This is a genomic window from Thermithiobacillus tepidarius DSM 3134, from assembly GCF_000423825.1.
In the GTDB taxonomy this organism is placed as follows: Bacteria; Pseudomonadota; Gammaproteobacteria; order Acidithiobacillales; family Thermithiobacillaceae; genus Thermithiobacillus; species Thermithiobacillus tepidarius.
Genome location: NZ_AUIS01000009.1, coordinates 1 through 19216 on the forward strand (window position 1 = coordinate 1; position 19216 = coordinate 19216).

At 63.8% G+C, this 19216-nt stretch carries 20 protein-coding genes and 1 pseudogene; 8 read left to right on the plus strand and 13 right to left on the minus strand.

Annotated elements, in window-relative coordinates:
* The coding region (locus G579_RS16200) for a cytochrome b/b6 domain-containing protein (RefSeq protein WP_169376783.1) at positions 1 to 402 on the plus strand (402 nt) is incomplete at its 5' end.
* A gap of 407 nt (positions 403 to 809) precedes the next feature.
* Positions 810 to 1561, plus strand: a pseudogene (locus G579_RS19470) (VIT1/CCC1 transporter family protein).
* A 51-nt stretch (positions 1562 to 1612) separates the two neighbouring features.
* On the opposite strand, the gene G579_RS19700 reads toward G579_RS19470, so the two are convergent.
* Complete coding sequence (locus G579_RS19700) at positions 1613 to 1978, minus strand: YkgJ family cysteine cluster protein (RefSeq protein WP_408033217.1); 366 nt, start codon at positions 1976 to 1978, stop codon at positions 1613 to 1615.
* The gene (locus G579_RS0106230) at positions 1975 to 2316 is read right to left on the minus strand and encodes a hypothetical protein (protein WP_028989489.1); all 342 of its coding nucleotides are present in this window, start codon (positions 2314 to 2316) and stop codon (positions 1975 to 1977) included. The genes G579_RS19700 and G579_RS0106230 overlap by 4 nt, the downstream gene beginning before the upstream one ends.
* Positions 2317 to 2650: 334 nt before the next feature.
* Here G579_RS0106230 and G579_RS16215 point away from each other — a divergent pair, with 334 nt between their 5' ends.
* The 5 genes from G579_RS16215 to G579_RS0106255 all read left to right on the plus strand — a co-directional run bounded on the left by G579_RS16215 (position 2651) and on the right by G579_RS0106255 (position 6290).
* Positions 2651 to 3541: a pirin family protein gene (locus tag G579_RS16215; RefSeq protein WP_051181000.1), complete on the plus strand. Its 891-nt coding sequence runs from the start codon at positions 2651 to 2653 to the stop codon at positions 3539 to 3541.
* Between the two features lie 2 nt (positions 3542 to 3543).
* Positions 3544 to 4131 carry a M15 family metallopeptidase gene (locus tag G579_RS0106240; RefSeq protein WP_081662626.1) on the plus strand — a complete coding sequence of 196 codons (588 nt, stop codon included), beginning with the start codon at positions 3544 to 3546 and terminating at the stop codon, positions 4129 to 4131.
* Between the two features lie 298 nt (positions 4132 to 4429).
* Positions 4430 to 4936, plus strand: coding sequence for a DDE-type integrase/transposase/recombinase (locus tag G579_RS19705; protein ID WP_408033218.1), 507 nt, complete (start codon positions 4430 to 4432; stop codon positions 4934 to 4936).
* Between the two features lie 374 nt (positions 4937 to 5310).
* Positions 5311 to 5838: a Crp/Fnr family transcriptional regulator gene (locus G579_RS18165; protein WP_162142977.1), complete on the plus strand. Its 528-nt coding sequence runs from the start codon at positions 5311 to 5313 to the stop codon at positions 5836 to 5838.
* On the plus strand, positions 5838 to 6290 hold the full coding sequence (locus G579_RS0106255) for a cyclic nucleotide-binding domain-containing protein (protein WP_028989492.1): 453 nt from the start codon (positions 5838 to 5840) through the stop codon (positions 6288 to 6290). Before G579_RS18165 ends, G579_RS0106255 begins: the two co-directional genes overlap by 1 nt.
* A gap of 53 nt (positions 6291 to 6343) precedes the next feature.
* Here G579_RS0106255 and G579_RS0106260 read toward each other — a convergent pair whose 3' ends face one another.
* The 8 genes from G579_RS0106260 to G579_RS16230 form a co-directional block, all read right to left on the minus strand.
* Positions 6344 to 6604 carry an SHOCT domain-containing protein gene (locus tag G579_RS0106260; protein WP_028989493.1) on the minus strand — a complete coding sequence of 87 codons (261 nt, stop codon included), beginning with the start codon at positions 6602 to 6604 and terminating at the stop codon, positions 6344 to 6346.
* Positions 6605 to 6697: 93 nt separating this feature from the next.
* Complete coding sequence (locus G579_RS0106265; RefSeq protein ID WP_028989494.1) at positions 6698 to 7453, minus strand: ZIP family metal transporter; 756 nt, start codon at positions 7451 to 7453, stop codon at positions 6698 to 6700.
* 15 nt (positions 7454 to 7468) lie between these two features.
* Positions 7469 to 8035, minus strand: a complete 567-nt coding sequence (locus G579_RS19710) for a zinc ribbon domain-containing protein (protein ID WP_408033219.1) — start codon at positions 8033 to 8035, stop codon at positions 7469 to 7471.
* Positions 7941 to 10295: a heavy metal translocating P-type ATPase gene (locus G579_RS0106275; protein ID WP_028989495.1), complete on the minus strand. Its 2355-nt coding sequence runs from the start codon at positions 10293 to 10295 to the stop codon at positions 7941 to 7943. The genes G579_RS19710 and G579_RS0106275 overlap by 95 nt, the downstream gene beginning before the upstream one ends.
* A gap of 22 nt (positions 10296 to 10317) precedes the next feature.
* On the minus strand, positions 10318 to 10641 hold the full coding sequence (locus tag G579_RS0106280; protein ID WP_028989496.1) for a P-II family nitrogen regulator: 324 nt from the start codon (positions 10639 to 10641) through the stop codon (positions 10318 to 10320).
* A gap of 51 nt (positions 10642 to 10692) precedes the next feature.
* Positions 10693 to 13782 (minus strand): efflux RND transporter permease subunit, encoded by a 3090-nt coding sequence (locus G579_RS0106285; RefSeq protein ID WP_028989497.1) that lies wholly within the window; start codon positions 13780 to 13782, stop codon positions 10693 to 10695.
* A gap of 12 nt (positions 13783 to 13794) precedes the next feature.
* Positions 13795 to 15003: an efflux RND transporter periplasmic adaptor subunit gene (locus G579_RS0106290; RefSeq protein ID WP_051181002.1), complete on the minus strand. Its 1209-nt coding sequence runs from the start codon at positions 15001 to 15003 to the stop codon at positions 13795 to 13797.
* Positions 15000 to 16361, minus strand: a complete 1362-nt coding sequence (locus tag G579_RS16230; protein WP_211218674.1) for a TolC family protein — start codon at positions 16359 to 16361, stop codon at positions 15000 to 15002. The genes G579_RS0106290 and G579_RS16230 overlap by 4 nt, the downstream gene beginning before the upstream one ends.
* Before the next feature lie 152 nt (positions 16362 to 16513).
* Here G579_RS16230 and G579_RS18995 point away from each other — a divergent pair, with 152 nt between their 5' ends.
* On the plus strand, positions 16514 to 16831 hold the full coding sequence (locus tag G579_RS18995; RefSeq protein WP_155989755.1) for a hypothetical protein: 318 nt from the start codon (positions 16514 to 16516) through the stop codon (positions 16829 to 16831).
* 320 nt (positions 16832 to 17151) lie between these two features.
* On the opposite strand, the gene G579_RS16235 is transcribed toward G579_RS18995, so the two are convergent.
* From G579_RS16235 to G579_RS0106315, 3 genes are all read right to left on the minus strand, one after another.
* Positions 17152 to 17631 (minus strand): hypothetical protein, encoded by a 480-nt coding sequence (locus G579_RS16235; protein WP_038018568.1) that lies wholly within the window; start codon positions 17629 to 17631, stop codon positions 17152 to 17154.
* A 76-nt stretch (positions 17632 to 17707) separates the two neighbouring features.
* Entirely contained in the window at positions 17708 to 17932 is a 225-nt protein-coding gene (locus G579_RS19000) for a glutaredoxin family protein (protein WP_155989756.1), read from the minus strand.
* A gap of 13 nt (positions 17933 to 17945) precedes the next feature.
* Complete coding sequence (locus G579_RS0106315) at positions 17946 to 19214, minus strand: cytochrome P450 (RefSeq protein WP_028989500.1); 1269 nt, start codon at positions 19212 to 19214, stop codon at positions 17946 to 17948.
* Between the last annotated feature and the right edge of the window lie 2 nt (positions 19215 to 19216).

The window sequence follows — 19216 nt, forward strand, 5'->3', positions numbered from 1 at the left end:
GTCCTGGCGCATCTCGTCTGGAGCCTGGTCGGCCCGGCGCCGGTACGCTGGAGCACCATGCTGCCCTTGCGGGCGGCGCAATGGCGCGCGCTGAAAGCCGATCTGCAGTCGCTGCGGCGCCTGCGCCTGCCCTGGCGCGAGGAGCACAGCGGCCTGTCGGCCCTGACCCACGCCTTGGGCCTGCTGGCGGTGCTCGGCTCGGCGCTGACCGGCTTCATCCTCTTCCTGTGGCTGCCGGAGAACGGTAACTTGCCGCCCGCCCTGCACACCGATCGGGAGGCGCACGAGTTCATCGCCACCTTCGTGTGGATCTACTGGGGCGGCCACGTCGCCATCGCCGTCCTGCACCAGCTCATGGGCCACCCCGTCTTCGAACGCATCCGGCCGGGCGGGCGGCACTGATGCCGGCCGGGTGCCGGGAGGACAGGGCGGTCCGCATCGGCCCGATGGTTGCAGACAGGCACGCGCGGCACGCCATGAGTGAACAAGTGCCGCCCTGCGGCGCTGGTAGCCAGCGGGACGCGCCGGCACGCTGAGGAGCGGGCATGGACCCACTGCAAAGCTGGCGCGAAGAGCAGAATTCCGCTTATCTCTACCGGGTGCTGGCCCAGCTTGAAAGCGGCGCCCGCGGGCGCTTGTTTGTCAATCTGGCCGAAGCCGCGCTGGACCAGGCGCGCACCTGGGCCGAGCTGGCGCGACAGCAGGGCCTGCAGTTGCCCGCCCATTATCGGCCGCCGCTCAGAACGCGACTCGTGGCCCAACTGTTGCGCCGCGTCGGTCCCCGACGCATGCTGCAGGTCCTGGCCGCCATGAAGGTGCGCGGATTGTCGGTTTATACCCGGCCGCCCGCGCATCCGCACCCCGTTTCGGCGGAGGAGCCGGAAAAGCGGCATGCTGCTCTCACCAGTGGCGGCAATCTGCGTGCCGCCGTGTTCGGGGTCAACGACGGGCTGTTGTCCAATGCCAGCCTGATCCTGGGCATGGCCGGCGCCGCCGTGGACAATCGCGTGATCCTGCTGACCGGGCTGGCCGGCGCTTTTTCCATGGCTGCCGGGGAATACGTATCCATGCGCTCGCAACGCGAGATGTTCGAATTTCAGATTCGGCTGGAGCGGGAGGAATTGCGGCCTACCCGCAGGAAGAGGCGGAAGAGCTGGCTCTCATCTATCAGGCGCGCGGCCTGCCGGCGGCGGATGCCGAGCGTATGGCACAGGCGCTGGTGGCCGACCCGCAACATGCCTTGGACAGCCTCGCGCGCGAGGAACTGGGCCTTGATCCCAATGGGCTGGGTTCCCCCTGGAGTGCGGCCGGATCCTCGTTTCTGGCTTTTGCGGCCGGCGCCGTGCTCCCTCTCCTGCCATTCCTGCTCGGGGCGCACGCGCACGCCCTGGCCGCGACGGTCGCACTGACCCTGGGTGCGCTCTGCGCGGTCGGGGCAGCCACCAGCCTGTTCACCGGCCGTTCGGCGCTGCGCAGCGGGCTGCGCATGATGTTCATCGGTGTCTTGGCCGGCACCGCCACTTACGGCGTCGGCCATCTCTTCGGGGTGAGCGTCACCTGAGCAGCCGCGGAAGAACTCGGATGCCGCGGCACGGCAGACGGCATCGACGCATCAGTCCTCCGGCCGGGTCGCCTCTTCCAGCCAAGCCATCCAAGCCAAAGCCGCTTCACGATGGGAGCCGCACATTTCCATGGAAGGCTGGAGGCCCGAGCAACACTTGGGCCGCTCCGGATGCCCGAAAATGGCGCAGCGGAAATCTTCGGTCAGCTGCGTGCAGCGGACGCCCGCGGGCTTGCCGCCGGGCATGCCCGGAATCGGGGAGGAAATGGAGAGGGCGATACAGCACGCCCCGCAATGAGGTCTGCATTCCATGGGGCGGTTACTCGCGCTGGGTGTCTGTCGGAAGGCGGCAGGGCAGGGGTGAACCCGGCGGGGCACACGCCGGCCGTCGATTGCGGCCGGCCAGCGTCTGCTCATGCCAAGCGGTCCAGAAACTCCTGGCGCGCTTCCCGCAGATGCTGGCGCGCGCGTTCCCACTGCGCGGGAGGTAGTTCGGTGTGCAACTCCGCCAGCGTTTGCAGGCAGCGGTCATGGAAGTTCTCGAAGGCGGCCAGCACCTGGTCCGCCGGCAGTGCGTCCCGCTTGGAGGCCGCTTTCTCCGGGGCGAAGCCGCCGATTGGCTGCACCAGCGCGGCCCGCGCCAGGAATTTCTGCTGCCCGGTGCGCTCGTGGCGCGCGGTCAGTGGACCGATCTTCACGTAGCGCTCGCCGGCATGCTCGAACACCTGGCCCACGGCCAATTGGCTGAATTTCATGGCGCCCCTCCTGCTGCTTGCCTGCATTATGCGCATCCTGGCCGGTCCTGGCCATAGTCCGCGGGGAAGGGGCACAAAAAAGCCCGACTCGGGTGAGCCGGGCGACTTGGTCGTCTTTGTCGTTGTTCTTAGCTACCCACCACTGGGCATGTATCCAGATAGTCGAATGCGCCGGTTGCGCAAGGTCGCGGTGGAAGCACGACTGGACCCTTCGGCGGAGCCGACGGCATGACCGGAGGATGAATTGGCGCTATGCTTGAAGCAATCAAGTGCCCGGCCGGCGCGGCCGGCCGGGCGGGATGACCAGTCGTAGCGCCGATCGGCGGAGGCGAAGATGAGCACACGCGAACTGATGCAACTCATTCCGGCCACCCAGGTCACCGAAGGGGCGGGCGTGACCGTGCGCCGCAGCATCGGGACCCGGCAGCGTCCGCACCTGGACCCCTTTCTGATGCTGGACCATTTCAGCAGCAACAATCCCGACGACTACATCGCCGGTTTCCCGGAGCATCCGCACCGGGGCTTCGTCACGCTTACCTACCTGCTCGACGGCCACATGCTGCACCACGACAGCATGGGCAACCGCGGGGATCTGCGCGCCGGCGGGGCGCAGTGGATGAAAGCGGCGAGCGGAGTGATCCACTCCGAAATGCCGCAGCAGCGCGAGGGCCGCATGCGCGGCTTCCAATTATGGATCAACCTGCCGGCCAGCGAGAAGATGAGTGAGCCTGCTTATCAGGATATCGCGCCCGAGGCCATTCCGACCGTCGAGGAGGAGGGGGTGCTGGTGCGGGTGCTGAGCGGCGAGTGGGGCGGGCAGCGCGGCCCCGTCGCGGATCCGCATACCGGCCTGCGCTATCTCGACGTCACCCTGGCCGCTGGCCACGCCTTCAGCGTCCCGGTGGATGCGGACTGGACGGTGTTTCTCTATGTCTTCGAGGGCGAGATCCGGCTGAATGACAAAAGCATCCCGGCGGACCAGTTAGCCGTGCTGGGGCCCGGCGAGCGGGTCCTCGTGCAGGCGGGCAGCCGGGAGGCCCGCTTCCTGCTGGTCGCCGGGCGCCCTTTGCGCGAGCCCATCGTCCAGTACGGTCCCTTTGTCATGAACAGCCGAGCGGAGATCGAACAGGCGCTGGCCGACTATCGGGACCACCGGCTCGTGCGGCACAAGGCCCGGGTTGACGAAATGCACGGTACCCAGGCGCCCGAAGCGGGTGGCGAGTGAACATGGCGAAGTCTTTCGCTGAGCCGGTCTTGCCCGATTTGCAGGAGGCCGATTACCTGGTGCGCATCGAAACGGCCCTGGCGGCGCTGGGCACCGACGCCGCCGCGGTGTGGGCGCGCCGACTGCCGGTCTGCCCGGAGGCCCGAGTGCTCACGCTGGTGGAAGTCGATGCCCACGGCCGGGAGCACCGCCTGACGCCGGTCGCGGGCGCAGCCTGGTGCCGGATGCGGGCGGCCGCGGCTGCCGACGGGGTCAGCTTGGCGATCCAATCGGGCTTTCGCAGCTTCGAGCGACAGTTCGAGATCATTCGAAGCCATGTGGCCCGGGGGCGGACGCTGGCAGAGGTTTTGGCGGTCTACGCGCCGCCCGGCTTCAGCGAGCACCATACCGGCCGCGCCGTGGATGTGACTACCGCCGGCTACCGGCCGTCCGCCAACAGTTTCGATCGCACCCCGGCCTTCGCCTGGCTGAGCGCCAACGCTCAGCGCTACGGTTTCTTTCTGTCTTACCCGGAAAATAACCCATATGGCTACGGTTATGAGCCGTGGCACTGGTGTTGTAAACCTCCCCTAAAATCGGGCCATGCATAACTGGAGGTCTTGCACCCTATGTTGCCAAGAGGCCAAGATGCCAAGATGCGCAAGAGCAAGTTTAGCGAGAGTCAGATCCTTGGGACATTGAAAAGCGCCTGAGGGAACGGGAAAAGGAGCACCGCAAGCTCAAGCGGCTGATGGCTGATCTGTGCCTGGAGAACCGGGCGATCAAGGAAGTTCTGAATGTAAAGCGCTGACCCCCGACGAGAAGCGCTGGATGGTCCAGGAGCTTCGGCAACATGGCTTGAGCCAGCGTGCAGCCTGTCGGGCGGTTTCCTTGTTCCCGGATCGGGGGTTGGGCAAGGATTACAAGCTCATTCGGCGACGCCGGTTGGGCTGGAACCACAAGCGGGTGCACCGTGTGTACTGCGCACTGGGCCTGGATCGGCGACGGCTGGGCAAGAAGCGGTTGCCGCCCCGGGATCCCAAGTCGCTGGCGGTGCCGGCTGAGGCCAACCAAAGCTGGTCGATGGACTTCATGAGCGATGCGCTGTGGTGCGGACGGCGGTGTCGCACCTTTAACGTGGCCGACGACTTCAACCGCGAAGTGCTGGCCATCGAGGTTGACCTGTATCTGCCCGCAGTTCGGGTGGTACGGGTACTGGAAAGCATCGCCGCCTGGCGCGGTTATCCGGCGAGGATACGGATGGACAACGGGCCCGCATTTATCGCTGGCGTCTTGGTCGACTGGGCGCAGCAGCATGGCGTGGCACTGGAGTTCATCCAGCCCGGGCGGCCTATGCAGAACGGATTCATTGAACGATTGAACCGCAGTTACCGGGAAGCGGTGCTGGACATGTAGGTGTTCAGGACGCTGGAAGCAGTCCGCGAGCGGACGGCAGCCTGGATCGCGGATGACAACGAGCTCTTACCGCACGACGCGCTTGACGCTTTGACCCCGTCGAGTAGCACGTGCTCACCCCCCGACACTTCTAGTAATGAGTGGCACTGATTTGGGGAGGTTTACAGAATCACCAGCGGCTCATCCGTATTGTTGCTAACGGCGCAGGCGGGAAGTGGAGGCGTGGCAGATTCGCTAATTTGCCTTTGAAATCCGGAAGACCCATGTGCATAATGGACAGCAAACGGTCCCGCCCGCAGGGCTGCGGTACCCCATTGGCTAACCCGGACAGGAGGAAAAGGATGGCTGGAGCCTTGGAGACTAACTTTCCGAGCTTGGCCGAACAACTGGGCCGGGAGGGCGTGCGTGCCTTGCAGGATCTGATGCGCCCCCGGCGTGTGCCGATCGGCACGGTCGTTATTCAGGATCAGGGACCAGTGGACGCCCTGTATCTCGTTATGGAAGGGGTTTGCTCCGTCGCCATTGAGGAGCGCGGCTGTTCGATCCGTCTGGGGCGCTTCGGGCCGGGCCAGTGGCTTGGCGAGGTGGCTCTGTTTAGCGGAGAACGGACGGCCAGCGCGACGGTGCTGGCAGAGACCGCGCTTCAGCTTTTGGAGCTGAAGTATGACGATTTCGAGCGCCTGAAGCGGGAGCAAGAGGCCGTCGCCGGGGTGCTCACCCACGTCTTGATCGGGGTGATGGCCGAACGCCTGCGTGCTTCCGATGAAGCCCTGCGGGAAGCGCCGGACGGGCAATGGGAGCTGCCGGCATGCGCTATCATCGCTCAGGACAGCGGCGATCCGGGCGCCGCATGGTTCAAGCTGGTGCTGCGCAAGCTCGCCGGCGCGGAGGGGGGACAGTGATGTTTCTCAAGGATTTCATTCGGACGCTGCCGGATTTCAAGGCCTTTTCAGAAAACGAGATCAACGCTTTGGCCACAGCCATGCGCGTGGATGACTACCCTAACGGTCATGTCTTCATCCAACAATGGGAACCGGGTCAGACGCTTTACCTGCTGCTTGAGGGAGAAGTGACGGTGTCCCGTTACGACCCGATCAAGCGGGAACGGCAGGATTTGAAAACCCTGCGGCCCGGCGAGCTTTTCGGGTTGCTGTCCCTCATTGAGGGTATCCCGGCGGTGGCGAGTTGCACGGCTAGCGGTCCCGTGACAGCGGGGGCCCTGCCGCATACGGCTTGGCATCTCCTGTTCAACGCCGCCGCGCCCATCGCCCGACACTTTCAATACCTGGTGGCGCTCCAGTTGGCCCATGACCTGCAGGCACGCAACCATGCGCTACGAGCGCTGCTGAAATAGGCCGGGCGTGGTTTGCCCGGCCCTTGCAGCGGTGGCCGCCACGGCCGTGGTCGTCAGAGTAAGTCGCGCTTTTTCTGCTCGAACTCTTCCTGGCCGATCTCGCCCCTGGCGTACCGCTCCTTGAGAATGTCCAACGCCACCGAAGATCCAGAACGACTCTGGTCAGAACGACCCTGCCGCCTGCTCAGAAGCACGACCAGCCAAACCGCGAGCCCGATCACCGCAACCCAGAACAGCAACATGAGCAGCCACCCCATGGGCCCCATTCCCCACCCCATTCCCCAACGATCTTCCCAGTCCCAGTAGTGCATCATAGCCATCTCCTTTCATGGTTTGTCATGCTTGTGCCAACCATCTACCCGAAATTCCCGGGCTGATAGGGGTGCTTCTGCAATTTACATCAGCGCTCAAGTATTCGTTATGCCCAGCTCCAAAAAGAGGAGAAACCCGGCAAAGAACATTGCAGTCAGCCAGGGCGTTTCCGGCACCTCGTGTGCTTCCACGAGCAGCTCTTCCGTAACCAGGTACAACAGGGCCGAGCTGCCGAAAGCAATGCTGCCAGCCAGAGCCGGGCCCTGCAGGCCCGCCAACAGGGAAAAGCCCGTCACACTGCCGATGACCACGAAAAAAGCCATGATGGTGGTGGTCACGATGCTGGTGAGGCGGCCCACACCGCTTTGAGCGAGGGCCGCCGACACGGAAAGCCCGAGAAAGAGGAGTTCGACAGTGAGTGCGATCATGAGATTTTTTCCCTTTTCTGCACCCGCGGCGAATCCTACGCCAATCAGAAATCCATCGATCATCAAGTCCACCGTCACGGTAGCCACGAGACCAATGGGAAAAAATGTTCGCCCTCGACGAGCCCGAGGGGAGACACGTGGCTTCGCGGATGGCTCGGGCCACAGAAATTCGGTGAGCCACTTGACCCCGAGCATCAGCAGGACGCCGGCCGTGAAACCAACCAATACTTCCAACGGCGCATGCTCGCCCACCAGATCCGGCAGCAGTTCCAGGCCGATGGCGGCGAACACGACGCCGGCGGCGAAATGCTGGATGGCGCTCGTTAGCTTCGGACCCGGCGCCCGAAAAGCCGCGATGATGCCGCCCAGGATGGTGACGGCAAGCGGTAACAGCATATAGCTGAACAAGCTCTGGCCGGACATGGCGCTCTCCTGAAATTATCGCTGCGGCTGGCCGCATTGGCTGCAGAACTGGGCGTTCGGTGGTATCCCAGCACCGCAATGGCGGCATGTGATGGCGCTCAGCGGTGTGCCGCACTGGATGCAGAAACGGGCATCGGGTGGATTGACGGTCCGGCAATTGGGGCAGACCTGGCCCGTATTAACGCTGGCGCCCGGAGTGGGTCCGCTGCTGGGCGGATTGCCTGGCCAGTCTTGATTGTACCCGCCGCCATGGCGGCCACCACCGTGATGGCCGCCGCCATAGCCGCCGTATTTGGAGCCACCGTGATGGCCACCGAACTGGCCGCCGAACCTTTCCAATATACGTTCCAGGAATCCCATGACACTGTCTCCTTTCGTTGTTTCCAGCCTAAGATTGCCACCTTTCGCTTTCAGCCGATCAGTCCGCCGAGGGACGCGGCCAGCAGCGTGCGCCCGACGAAAAGTAGCTCCAACCGCCAGTCGAAATTCACGATGCGCCTCCGTTTGCCGGCAGGCGGATTTCCTCCCGGTAGGCCAGGAGACGCAAGGCGTTGACAACCACCAGCACGGTGGACCCCTCATGCACCAGCACCGCCAGGCCGATGCCCGCCCAACCTAACAGGGTCGCGGGAATGAGCAGGGCTACCACGCCGAGCGAAACCCAGAGATTCTGGCGGATCACCTGCCGGGCCGCACGGCTCAGCGCCACGGCGAAGGGCAGTTTCGACAGGTCATCGGCCATGAGCGCGACGTCTGCTGTCTCCAGGGCCACGTCGGTGCCGGCTCCGCCCATGGCGATACCTACGGTCGCGCGGGCCATGGCCGGTGCATCGTTGACGCCGTCGCCCACCATCGCCACCGGGCCGTAGGCTTGCTCCAGTTCCCCGACGGCCCGGACCTTATCCTCCGGCAAGAGGCCCGCCAGGACCTCATCCAGACCGACCGACTGGCTGATAGCCCGCCCGGCGCGCTCGTTGTCGCCGGTAAGCAGGATCGTCCTGCGCATGCCCAGCCCGCGCAATTGCGTCAGCATGTCACGTACGCCAGGACGCGGCGTGTCCGCCAAACCCAGCACGCCAAGGAAGTTGATGCCGGCGCGCACCAGCATGACGGTTCTGCCGGCCTCTTCCAGACGGGTCACGGTCTGGTCAACGATCTCGGGCAGAGGCTCTCCCTCAAAGAGCCGCAAATTGCCGACCGCGATTTCCCGCCCCTCGATCCGAGCCCGCAGCCCCTTCCCGGTAACGGAATCTAGGGCTTCGGGCTCGCGCCAATCCAGGTTTCTCTCGCGCGCGGCCGTTAGCACCGCCTGTGCCAGCGGATGCGCGCTGCGGCTTTCCACCGCTGCGGCCGTGCGCAGCAGCGAGTCCTCGTCGCCATTGAAGGCCACGACATCGGTGAGGCGGGGTTTGCCTTCGGTGATGGTGCCGGTCTTGTCGAAGGCGATGGCGGACAAGGCACCGAGGTTCTCCAGGTGGACGCCGCCCTTGACCAGCACGCCGCCGCGCGCGGCGCGCGCAACGCCGGACAGTACGGCCGAAGGCGTGGCGATGGCCAGGGCGCAAGGCGAGGCGGCCACCAGCACCGCCATGGCGCGGTAGAATGATGTCGCGAAAGGGATGCCAAACAAGGGTGGCAGCACGATCAGGAGTCCGGCGCCAACGAGCACGACGGGAACGAAAACACGCTCAAAACGGTCGGTGAAGCGCTGCGTTGGGGACTTTTCCGTCTGCGCAGTGGTCACCAACTCGACCATGCGCGACAGCGTGCTCTCGCGCGCGAGCTTGGTGGCCTCGACAACCAGCGCCCCTTCGCCATTGATGGTACCGGAAAAGACGGTGGTCCCTACCGACTTGTCGACCGGCATAGACTCGCCGGTGATCGGCGACTGATCCACCGCCGAGCTGCCCGAAACCACGCGGCCGTCGGCAGGAATGCGCTGACCGGGTTTCACCACCACCCGGTCGCCCCGTTGCAGATCCTCCACCCTTACCTCGATCTCGGCCTCGTCGCGCTGCACGAGGGCGGTTTTGGGGGCGAGCGCCGCCAACGCCTCGATGGCTTTGCGCGCCCGGTTCATGGCCAAATGTTCGAGGGCGTGGCCCAGGCTGAAGAGGAAAAGCAGCAGGGCGCCCTCCGCCCAGGCGCCCAGGGCGGCGGCGCCCGCTGCCGCCACGATCATCAGGAGGTCGATGTCGAAGCGGCGGCTCCGCAGGCTCTGCCAAGCGTCGCGCATCGTGTAGAACCCGCCAGCGGCGTAGGCGACCAGGAACAGGACGAGCGACAGCGGCGGCGGGCCGCCGAAGCGGTCGCCCAACCAGCCGGCAAGAAGAAGGCTACCGGCCAGCAGACTGAGAATGAGTTCGCGGTGCTCCGCAAGCCAACCGCGCTCGCGGCCTTTCTCGATCACGCTGTAGCCGAGCGCCTCGATGCGCTGGCGGATGGCATCCAGGGACACTTTCTCGGTGTCGTATTCCAGGCGCAGGCGTTCGGCGGCATAGCTCACCGAGGCCTCCAGCACGCCGTCCATGCGCCCGAGCGCATGCTCGATGACGCCAGCACAGTCGGCGCAGTCCATGCCATCGATGCGCAGCATCGCGTGCTGGTACTGCTTACCGATTTGAGCGCCGGCAGCCTGCACGAGCTGGCGCACCCGCGCGACATCGACATGTGCCGGATCGTAGTGCACGCAGAGGCGGGCGGTGCCGTCCTCGCGGATGAGATGGGCCTGCTCCAGGCCCTCCGCTTGCAACAGTTGCGTCAAGCGCTGGAAGCAGGCGTCATGTTCATCCGGCAGGTTGGGAAGGATAAGTGACAAATCCAAGGCCAGCTTCGCGGTCATGTCTGCATCCCCTTTGCCCGCTTTAGGTCCGCTCGCCAGTGATCGGGATCGCCTGCAGCACTTCGGTCACATAAATCATGCCCGCCTTGGCTTGACCCGTCTGCGCATTGCGCTTGATGATCTCCACCAAGCGTTCGACTTGGTCGTCCTCGCACACGAGTTCCAGCTTGTACTCGAAGATGATGGCCTGGGCCAATTCCACGGAGTAGTGCTGCTCGCGGGTATCAATGGCTCTCAGAAGGCCTCTGACAACTGCCGCGCAGACGCTCGTGCAATCGGCTTCTTTCAGCGCATCCAAGACATCGGCAATGCGGTTGCTGTGGATGATGGCATTGATCTCTTTCATACATCCTCCTAGACGAAGGCAGGCGGCCCGCATGGGCCACCCGGCTTGGTGTCAATCGACTTGCTGCTTGCGCTCCCGGCGGGTCTCCACCCATTCGTACATCAATGGCAGGAGAAGCAGGGTGAGCGCCGTGGATGTGAAAAGTCCGCCGACCACCACGGTGGCCAGGGGCCGCTGGGTCTCTGCGCCCACGCCGGTGGACAGCAGCATGGGGATGAGGCCAAGGATGGCCACCGAGGCGGTGATCAGTACCGGCCGTAGGCGCAACGCTGCGCCTTGGCGCACCGCCTCGCGTACGGAGTAACCCTGCCGCCGCAGGTCGTTGATGAACGATACCAGGACGATGCCGTTCAGCATGGCGACGCCAAAGACAGCAATGAAGCCGATGGCCGAGGGGACCGAGACGTATTGGCCGGTAATGAAGAGCCCGACCACACCGCCGATGATTGCGAAGGGCACATTGGCGATGATGAGCGTGGCGTAGGTGAGCGAATTGAAGGCCGTGTAGAGTAGGATGAAGATGAGCCCGATGGTCAGCGGCACGATGATGGACAGGGTCGCCATGGCGCGCTGCTGGTTCTCGAAGGCGCCGCCCCACTCGATCCAGTAACCGGCCGGCAATTTCACCTGCTGCTGGATGGCTTGATTGGCGTCCTGCACGAAGCTGTTCACATCACGGCCCTTGACGTCCATCTGGATCACGGCATAGCGCTGCAACTGCTCGCGGCGCACGAAGGAATAACCTTCGTCCATCTCCACACTGGCCACGCGCGACAACGGCACCAGCACCCCACCCTGGGTCCGGATCGGAATGTTTTGGATGGCCGCCACGCTGCTGCGGTCCTTGGCATCGAGCCAAACCAGAATGTCGAAGCGCTTGACACCATCGATCAGGGTGCTGACCGTCTTGCCGCCAATGCCCGCTTGCACCACCTCCAGCACGTCGTCGGCGTTGATGCCGTAACGCGCAGCCGCCTGCCGGTCGAGGCGGATGACGAGTTGCGGCTTGCCCTTGTTGGCCTCCAGGGAAAGATCCGCAACTCCGGGTACCCTCTCCAAGACCGCCTTGAGCTGCCCCGACAGACGGTCCAGAGTGGCCAGGTCCTCACCATAAAGCTTCAGGGCCAAGGTGGCGCGCACGCCGGAAATGAGTTCCTCCACGCGCATCTGGATCGGCTGGGTGGCGGCGATCACTGCGGTGGGCACCTGTTTTTCCAGGCTTTCTTGCATTTGCCGGCTCAGCTCCTGGAAGGACACGTCCTGCGGCCACTGCTCCCGGGGTTTCAGATCGACCAGGATCTCCATGTAGTTGACGTCCGCCGTCTCGCCCTTTTCCGCGCGGCCGATCATGGCGAGCGCCGACTGGGTTTGCGGGAAGCGCTTGAGAGCGGTTTCGACGCTTTCCGAGATCCGGATGGATTCATCGAGGTTGGTAGAGGGAATGCTGGTCACCCGGAACATGATGCTGCCTTCCTGCAAGGTCGGCATGAACTCCTTGCCGAGAAAGGGAAAGAGGCCGATGGAGACGAGCAGCAGCGCCAAGGCGCCGCCGATCATGACCGGCTTGTGGTCCAGCGCCCAATCCAGGCGCGGCAGATAGAGCTTTTTCGCCCAGCGCACCACGAAGGTGTCCTTTTCCTCCTTGGGCTTGAGGATCAGCGCCGCCAGCACCGGGATCAGGGTCATGGTCAGGAACAGCGAACCGAGCATGGCGAAGCTGATGGTGAAGGCCATGGGCTTGAAGAGCTTGCCCTCGAGTCCCGAAAGCGAGAAGAGCGGCAAAAAGACCACGATAATGATCATGATGGCGAAAGCGATGGGGTTCATCACCTCGCGCGCCGCTTCCAGGATCACATGGGTCTTGTTGACCGTCTTGCCCACTTGATGGCCCAGCAGGCGGAAGCTGTTTTCCACCATCACCACCGCTCCGTCCACCATCATGCCGATGCCGATGGCCAAACCGGCGAGCGACATCAGATTGGCCGAGAGCCCCGTCTGCTGCATGAGGATGAAGGCGATCAGCATGGCCAGGGGCAGAGCGATGATCACCACGATGGCGGAGCGGATCTCCCCAAGGAACAGGAAAAGTACGATGGCCACCAGAATCGAACCTTCGATCAGTGCCCGCTCGGCGGTGCTGACCGCCTTTTCCACCAAGGCGGTGCGGTCGTAGACGGGATTGACGGTCACGCCGGCGGGCAAGGCCTGTTTGACCTGCGCAAGCTTGGCCTTGACTGCGTCCACTACGTTCTTGGCGTTTTCACCGATGCGGGCGAGCGCCATGCCAAGCACGACCTCCCTGCCGTCCCTGGTGACGGCGCCAAAGCGCAATGCCGGGGCTTCCGTGACCGACGCCACATCGCGCACGTAGACCGGCGTACCCTCGCGCTCGGCGATCACGATGTTGCCGATATCCTGGACGTTGCCCACCAGACCCAAACCGCGTACCAGATACTGTTCCTGGCCCAGATTGATGTACTGCCCACCCACCTGACGGTTGTTGGTCATGATGGCCTCCATCACTCCCTTGTAGGTCAGGCCGTACTTGATGAGTTGCTGAGGATTGATCAGCACCTGATACTGCTTCTCTTGGCCGCCCCAGGACATGACGTCGTCCACGCCCGGCGCGGTGCGCAGCACCATGCGTACGGTCCAGTCCTGCAGGGTGCGCAGATCCATTTCGGAGAGCTTTTGGTCGGCCGCCTCGATGGTGTACCAGAACACCTGGCCCAGGCCTGAGGTATTGGGCCCCAGTTCCGGTTCGCCATAACCTTCAGGGATGCGGGAACGCACTTCCTGCAACTTCTCCGCTACGCGCTGGCGGGCGAAGTAGATATCGATATTGTCCTCGAAATAGACGCTGACGTAGGAGAGACCGAAGAGCGAGACCGAGCGGATCTGGTCCACGCCGGGCAGACCGGCCATGGCGGACTCCACCGGGAAGGTCAGAAGCTTTTCCACGTCTTCGGCGGCCAGCCCGGGGGATTCGGTGTAGATGTTGACCTGTACCGGGGTGACGTCCGGGAAGGCATCCACCGGCACTTCTCGCCAGGCCTTCACGCCCAGCCCGACAATGATCAAGAAACCCACCAGTACCAGCACTTTGTAGCGTAGGGAGAGATCGACGATGGTATTCAGCATTACATTTTCCCCTTAATCCGCATCGCCGATCTGCGACTTCAATAGACGCGCCTTCAAGGCGTAAGCTCCACTGACCACCACCCGTTCACCCGGTTTCAGTCCCGCCTGAATCAGGGTCTGGCCGCCGAACTTTTCGCCGGGCCGCACCGCGCGGGGCTGGAAGCCGTCAGCCTCGGCCACAAAGACGGTCGGCTGGCCCTGCAGCAGCACCACGGCATCATCGGGCACTTGGAGCACCTGTTTGCGGGCGAGTGTCTCGATGGCGACGGTGGCGAACATGTTGGGCCGTAAGCGGCCTTCCGGATTGGCAACCTCCACCCGCGCCTTGATGGTGCGCGTCTCCGGGTCCACGACCGGGCTGAGATAGGTGACCCGGCCTTCGAAGCGTTCACCGGGATAGGCTGCGATAGTGACATCGGCCGACAGGCCTGGCCGCAGCTTGCCCAGATCCTTTTCAAAGATGTCCGCCTCAATCCACATGTTGGACAGATCCGCCACGGTAAAGAGGGGTTGATCCGGACCCGCCAGCTCGCCGATAACGGCCTTTTTCTCGATCACCATGCCGGCAATGGGCGCGGTCACAGGCACCACCGAGGGCTCGCCGTCGCTTTTGACGGCCACGCCATAGGTATGCAGCCGTTCGCGCGCGGCACGCAAGTTGGCTTGGGCTTGCTGCAGTTCGGCCCGGGCCCGCAGGTAATCCTTTTGCGCCACGATCTGCTGCCGATACAGGCGCTCGGCGCGTTCAAAATTTGCCTGGGCAAGCAAGTGCTCGCTTTGCGCCTGTTGGTAGCTTGCGCGCGCCTGGCCGGCCTCGACGCTATTGACCACCGCAAGCACCTGGCCGCGCCGGACCCGGTCTCCGAGATTGGCATCGACGCGGGTCAGGCGGCCGGCGATCAGCGGTGCCACATGCGCTATCCGGTTCTGGTTTGGCTGGATGGTCGCCGTGACAATCACACGCTCGGCGACATCCTGCAACTGCACCGGCGCGGTACGAAGACCCGCAGTGCGGGCTTCTTCGGCGCCGAGCTTCAGCAGGCTCTTTTCAGGTGCGCCGGATGCCGGCTGGGCAATGGATTTCTCGGCAGCCGGTACTTCGTCTTGCTTCTGCTGGTCGCGGCCGCAACCCGGCAGGGCCAGCGTGGCGAGCAACACGACAAAGGCGGTAAGCAGGGCGGCCGGCTGACGCGCGATGCAATCTTTGAGGATTCTTTTCATGGATTCACCATATTCGGGTTTACAGGAGACGGCGCCTCGGCCAGGGGGCCGGATGCACCCGGCCAGCCGGACGTTCCCTCGATCGCCAATTGCGTCAGGCGCAATTCGGTCTGGGCCTCCAGCAGGTTGCGCCGGCTGTCCAGGACTTGGCGGTTGAGCAGCAGCAACTGCAGCAGTCCGATCTCGCCCTCGCGGTAAGCGATGCGGGACAGGCGCTGGTTTTCCTCCAGCCGGGGCAGGACCTCGCGCTGCAGCCGCTCGACGCGAGCGACCAGGCTTTCCCACTGGCGCCACAGGGCCTGAAGCTGGGCGCGGGCGTCGCGGCTCAACGCCCGCTGGTCGATTTCGCGTTGGGTGAGCTCGGTTTGGGCGCGGCCGATGCCGGTGGCGTTGCGGCGGAAGAGGGGAATGGGCAGGGCGACGTTGACACCCAGCAGGGTGTCGTTACCAAGGGCTGAGCCCTCGCGCCCATAGCTCACCCCGACAGTGACATCCGGCGAAACGGCGGCGCGCTCCAGGCGAAGCAGGCTCCGGGCCCCGTTCACGCGCAGGGCCGCGGCGCGCAAGTCGGGACGCCGATCCACGCTGGCAAGCAGTTCCTCCAGGGTGTAGCGGGGCAGGGGGGTGTCCAGCGTGCCGCTGACTTCGGGCAGCGACGGCGGTGGCAATTGCAGCAGCGCCGCCAGGTCCGAACGCGCCTGGATCAACTGCTCCTGGAGGAGCAGGATCTGGTTGCGCGCCTGCTCGGCCTCGACCTGGGCGAGGTTGTTGTCCAGGCGCGTATCCTCGCCGGCGTTGAAACGCTTCTGGACGGCTGCTGCCGAGTCCTCGATGAGCCGGAGCGTTTCCCGCTCCATGGCGATGCGCTGCTGTAGCCCCAGCACCCGGAAGAAACGTTGGGCCACTTCCAGCCGCAGTTGGCGGCGCACATCCAGGATGTCGGCCTGCGTCGCCGCCATGTTGTCCTCGGCAATGCGACGGCGAAGCCCCTGCTGGCCGGCGGTCTCAAAGGTCTGTGCAAGTCCCGCGCTCCAGTCGCGGGTGTTGGTCACCGCCTGGCCGGGCTCCGGGATCCGGCGCCGCAACCACTCGCCGGAAACGGTGGGGTTGTTCCACAGCGGTGCCCGGGCATCACGTTGCTGACCGCGGGCGGTGCTCAGATTGGCCTGGACGGCCTGCAAGGCGGGATTGGCGGCTTCGGCTTGCTGCCAAGCCTGTTCCAACGTGAGCGGCTGCGCCCAAGCGGCGGTGCCGCAAACAAAGTTGAAGACAGTTGCCAGCACCGCAAGACGGAGCCGGCGATAGGCACGAGCCGGCGCGGAGCGCACGGCAGCGTGCAAGACATGACGAGATTCCACGATTACTCCTTCGCGTGTGAGCGCTGCGCCCGTTCGGCACGGACGCAAGCACTCGGGATTTAACCGCTAATCAGACGGGCTTAAATCCAGGCGAGGAGGCGCGGAGGACGCAGTGGAGTAGTGGGGGAGTAGCTGCTTGGCGTGGAGCGGGTGTGAGCGATCCGTTCTTGGGGCATAGCGGCGACAGACCACTGGAAATCCTGGCTGATTTCACCTTGAAAGTGGGTAAGGAAGTGACAGCCGTGATTGCAGACATTTTGCGTCTTGCCGTCGTGCTCCGCGGACGCGTTCGTACTACCCAGGTCAAGATAGTGGCTATCCGCCGAGACACTGGTACGCTGCGCCTCGAAGACTATGTCCTCAAGAATCGCGCGATCGAACGTCCAGCCGCCCGTGTTGACCAGAAAGGCCAAGAGGAGGAACAGAGCGGCATTGTGGGCTATGCGTGTCATTTGTTTAGCTTACCGTGACACGTTTTCATTTGTACAGTTTTTTCGTCTATTTCCAAGGTGGAAATGCCGGTACTGCTGGATATGCCCGCACGCATGAGGACTCCGCTCTTTTTCCAGTCTTGAAACAGGTCGGCGCGCTTTTGCAAAAGCCCCTCCCGGTCCAACTCGCCCCGGGCATATCGCTCTTCCCGGATAGTCAATGCCTTTTCCAAGCGGCACCAGAAACAAGAGGACCAGCAGGAGCAACAACATGCCCATGAATATCTCCTCCGTTTCAACGTGTAAGCTCGCACAGTACACGGGCTCGTCAGCATGAGCCAGTGTACTGGTTCTCTCAATCACCCACCTTGGCCAGCATGCCGCTGCAAGTACTCCACTATGCTTCTGAACTCTGCTGCATTTGGCGCCTTGATCGGCATGCGGCTATTGCGGCTCATCCATTGCATGCGGGCGTTCATGCGCTCGACAACCGGTGGCCAGCCGGCGGCACTGTGCAATGCCGGCGTGGGCAGGCCGTGGCACTGGGTGCAATATTGATTCAACAGCCGGGCGCCTGGCGCCTGGGGGTTCGGCAACTGGGCAGGGTCAGTGCCACGCGGCATCTGGCCGCCCATCATCATGCCCTCCATCCAGCCGTCGCACATGCCGTCTCGCATGCCCCAGCCGTTCCCCCACATTTGTGCCAGCATCCAGTCAGCTGGAGCCGTGCGACCGCTCTGAGGTGTGGGCTGATCCGCGGCGCTAAGCGCGGATGTGGTCAGCAGCCCGGCCAGCAGGCTTGCAACAGAAAAAGCCGCAACCCCATTGTGACTGTTCATGGATCACCTCCAGGTTGAAATACTGCGGGTTTGACATGAACCAGCGGCGCTCCCGATCAAGCCGGGCGTGCCGTTACTACAACTGCAACAGGGCTCTGAGCTGCCCCTCGCTCTGACCATCCACCGGAATGACATGCATGTCATCGATGATCAGCATGGGGCAGTGGCGAATGGCGAAGCGCGCCACCAATTCCGGCTGCTCTTCGGCGTAAAGGAATTCGTAGTCGAGACCCAAGTCCCGCAGTTCCTGCTCGATGGCGTTACAATGGCAGCTGCGGGTAGTTACTAGTTTAATGTTCATAGAGTATCTCCGATTACCTTGGCTTAGGCACTTGCACGCCTCCTCTGGTCTCCCCGACGTGCTGAATGACAAAACCGCTTTTCGGCGCTGTGGGCATGCGCATGAGGCTGACGCGCAAATCCTGTGTCGGTACGTCGTAATCCAGCCGGATTAGCAGCATGATTGCCGCTTTCATGAGCGCAATGGTGATCCACTCACCCGGACAGCGATGCTGCCGATAGTGATCGCCTCCGCCCTGCGGAATGAAGTTGAATGCACCTCCATCCCAGTGACGGAAGCGCTCCGGCCGAAACTGCTCCGGGTGGTCCCACTGCCTGGGATCGTGGTTGGTGCCGTAGAGGTCAAGCAGTACCCGCACTCCTTTGGGAAAGGGGTAGCCACGCCACTCGAAGTCGTGGCGCACGCGCGCCGCCACTACGGGAAAGAAGGGATAAAATCGGCGCACTTCCTGCACGAACAGTTCAAGATAGCCATCTGTGTCGAGCTCTCGCCGACATTCCGGGTGCTGATGCAACGCCAATGCCGCGAAGGTGGTGTACCAAGCCACTGCCACGGTCGGGCGCAGGACGTTGATGAGTTCCACGGCGGCCACCTGCTTGTCGAGTAGCTCCCCGTTCATGTCGCGGTGTAGGGCGACAACGGCAAGTGCGTTGTCCGCCTCGGCCGGCATCTCTTGGCGGCGCACCTTCTCGATGAGATCGCCAAGCCAGTGTTCCGCCCGGTTGCGCGCACGCCGTCCGCGCCAGTGCCGCGGACCGATTGCGCCGCCCCCCTCGATCATGGCGACAAAGTCCTTGGTTCTTTGTTCGACCTCCGCTTCCGCGAGTGGCACGCCAGCCCAGGCGCACACGGTGCGGCACAGGATTTCCTGTGTCTCGCTCAGCAGCACCACCGTGTCCATCCGCCGCCACTTTTCGGTATGGACACGCCACTGCTCGACGCTCAGCTCGGCCAGCCGCTGGATGCTGGCAGGACTCATGAGCTCCATGAACATCGCCTTCCGGTGTCGATGGGCTGTGCCATCCATTCCCTGCACGCCACCACGGCCGAACAGGGTTTCCTGCACTCGCCGGGGAGCGGCGCCGCTGCGTTCAAACCGGTCGGTATCGTAAAAGAGCTCGGCCGCCTCCGCGCCGAGCATGCAAATGGTCCTCTGGAATAGCAGACGTGTCTGGAAGATGTCCGCGCGATATCGTTGGCAGCGTCTGCGGATGAAGGTGTAGCCCTCCAGTGCGAAGGCTAGCGTGCTGTCGGGCATGGTGTCGCGCGGGATAATGGCCATGG

Bases quoted from the DNA above. Each gene is read 5' to 3' on its own strand.
- G579_RS19700 (WP_408033217.1), bottom strand. From the start codon at position 1,978: ATGAGCAGACGCTGGCCGGCCGCAATCGACGGCCGGCGTGTGCCCCGC.
- G579_RS0106230 (WP_028989489.1), bottom strand. From the start codon at position 2,316: ATGAAATTCAGCCAATTGGCCGTGGGCCAGGTGTTCGAGCATGCCGGC.
- G579_RS16215 (WP_051181000.1), top strand. From the start codon at position 2,651: ATGAGCACACGCGAACTGATGCAACTCATTCCGGCCACCCAGGTCACC.
- G579_RS0106240 (WP_081662626.1), top strand. From the start codon at position 3,544: ATGGCGAAGTCTTTCGCTGAGCCGGTCTTGCCCGATTTGCAGGAGGCC.
- G579_RS0106255 (WP_028989492.1), top strand. From the start codon at position 5,838: ATGTTTCTCAAGGATTTCATTCGGACGCTGCCGGATTTCAAGGCCTTT.
- G579_RS0106260 (WP_028989493.1), bottom strand. From the start codon at position 6,604: ATGATGCACTACTGGGACTGGGAAGATCGTTGGGGAATGGGGTGGGGA.
- G579_RS0106265 (WP_028989494.1), bottom strand. From the start codon at position 7,453: ATGTCCGGCCAGAGCTTGTTCAGCTATATGCTGTTACCGCTTGCCGTC.
- G579_RS19710 (WP_408033219.1), bottom strand. From the start codon at position 8,035: ATGAGGGGTCCACCGTGCTGGTGGTTGTCAACGCCTTGCGTCTCCTGG.
- G579_RS0106275 (WP_028989495.1), bottom strand. From the start codon at position 10,295: ATGACCGCGAAGCTGGCCTTGGATTTGTCACTTATCCTTCCCAACCTG.
- G579_RS0106280 (WP_028989496.1), bottom strand. From the start codon at position 10,641: ATGAAAGAGATCAATGCCATCATCCACAGCAACCGCATTGCCGATGTC.
- G579_RS0106285 (WP_028989497.1), bottom strand. From the start codon at position 13,782: ATGCTGAATACCATCGTCGATCTCTCCCTACGCTACAAAGTGCTGGTA.
- G579_RS0106290 (WP_051181002.1), bottom strand. From the start codon at position 15,003: ATGAAAAGAATCCTCAAAGATTGCATCGCGCGTCAGCCGGCCGCCCTG.
- G579_RS16235 (WP_038018568.1), bottom strand. From the start codon at position 17,631: ATGAACAGTCACAATGGGGTTGCGGCTTTTTCTGTTGCAAGCCTGCTG.
- G579_RS19000 (WP_155989756.1), bottom strand. From the start codon at position 17,932: ATGAACATTAAACTAGTAACTACCCGCAGCTGCCATTGTAACGCCATC.
- G579_RS0106315 (WP_028989500.1), bottom strand. From the start codon at position 19,214: ATGGCCATTATCCCGCGCGACACCATGCCCGACAGCACGCTAGCCTTC.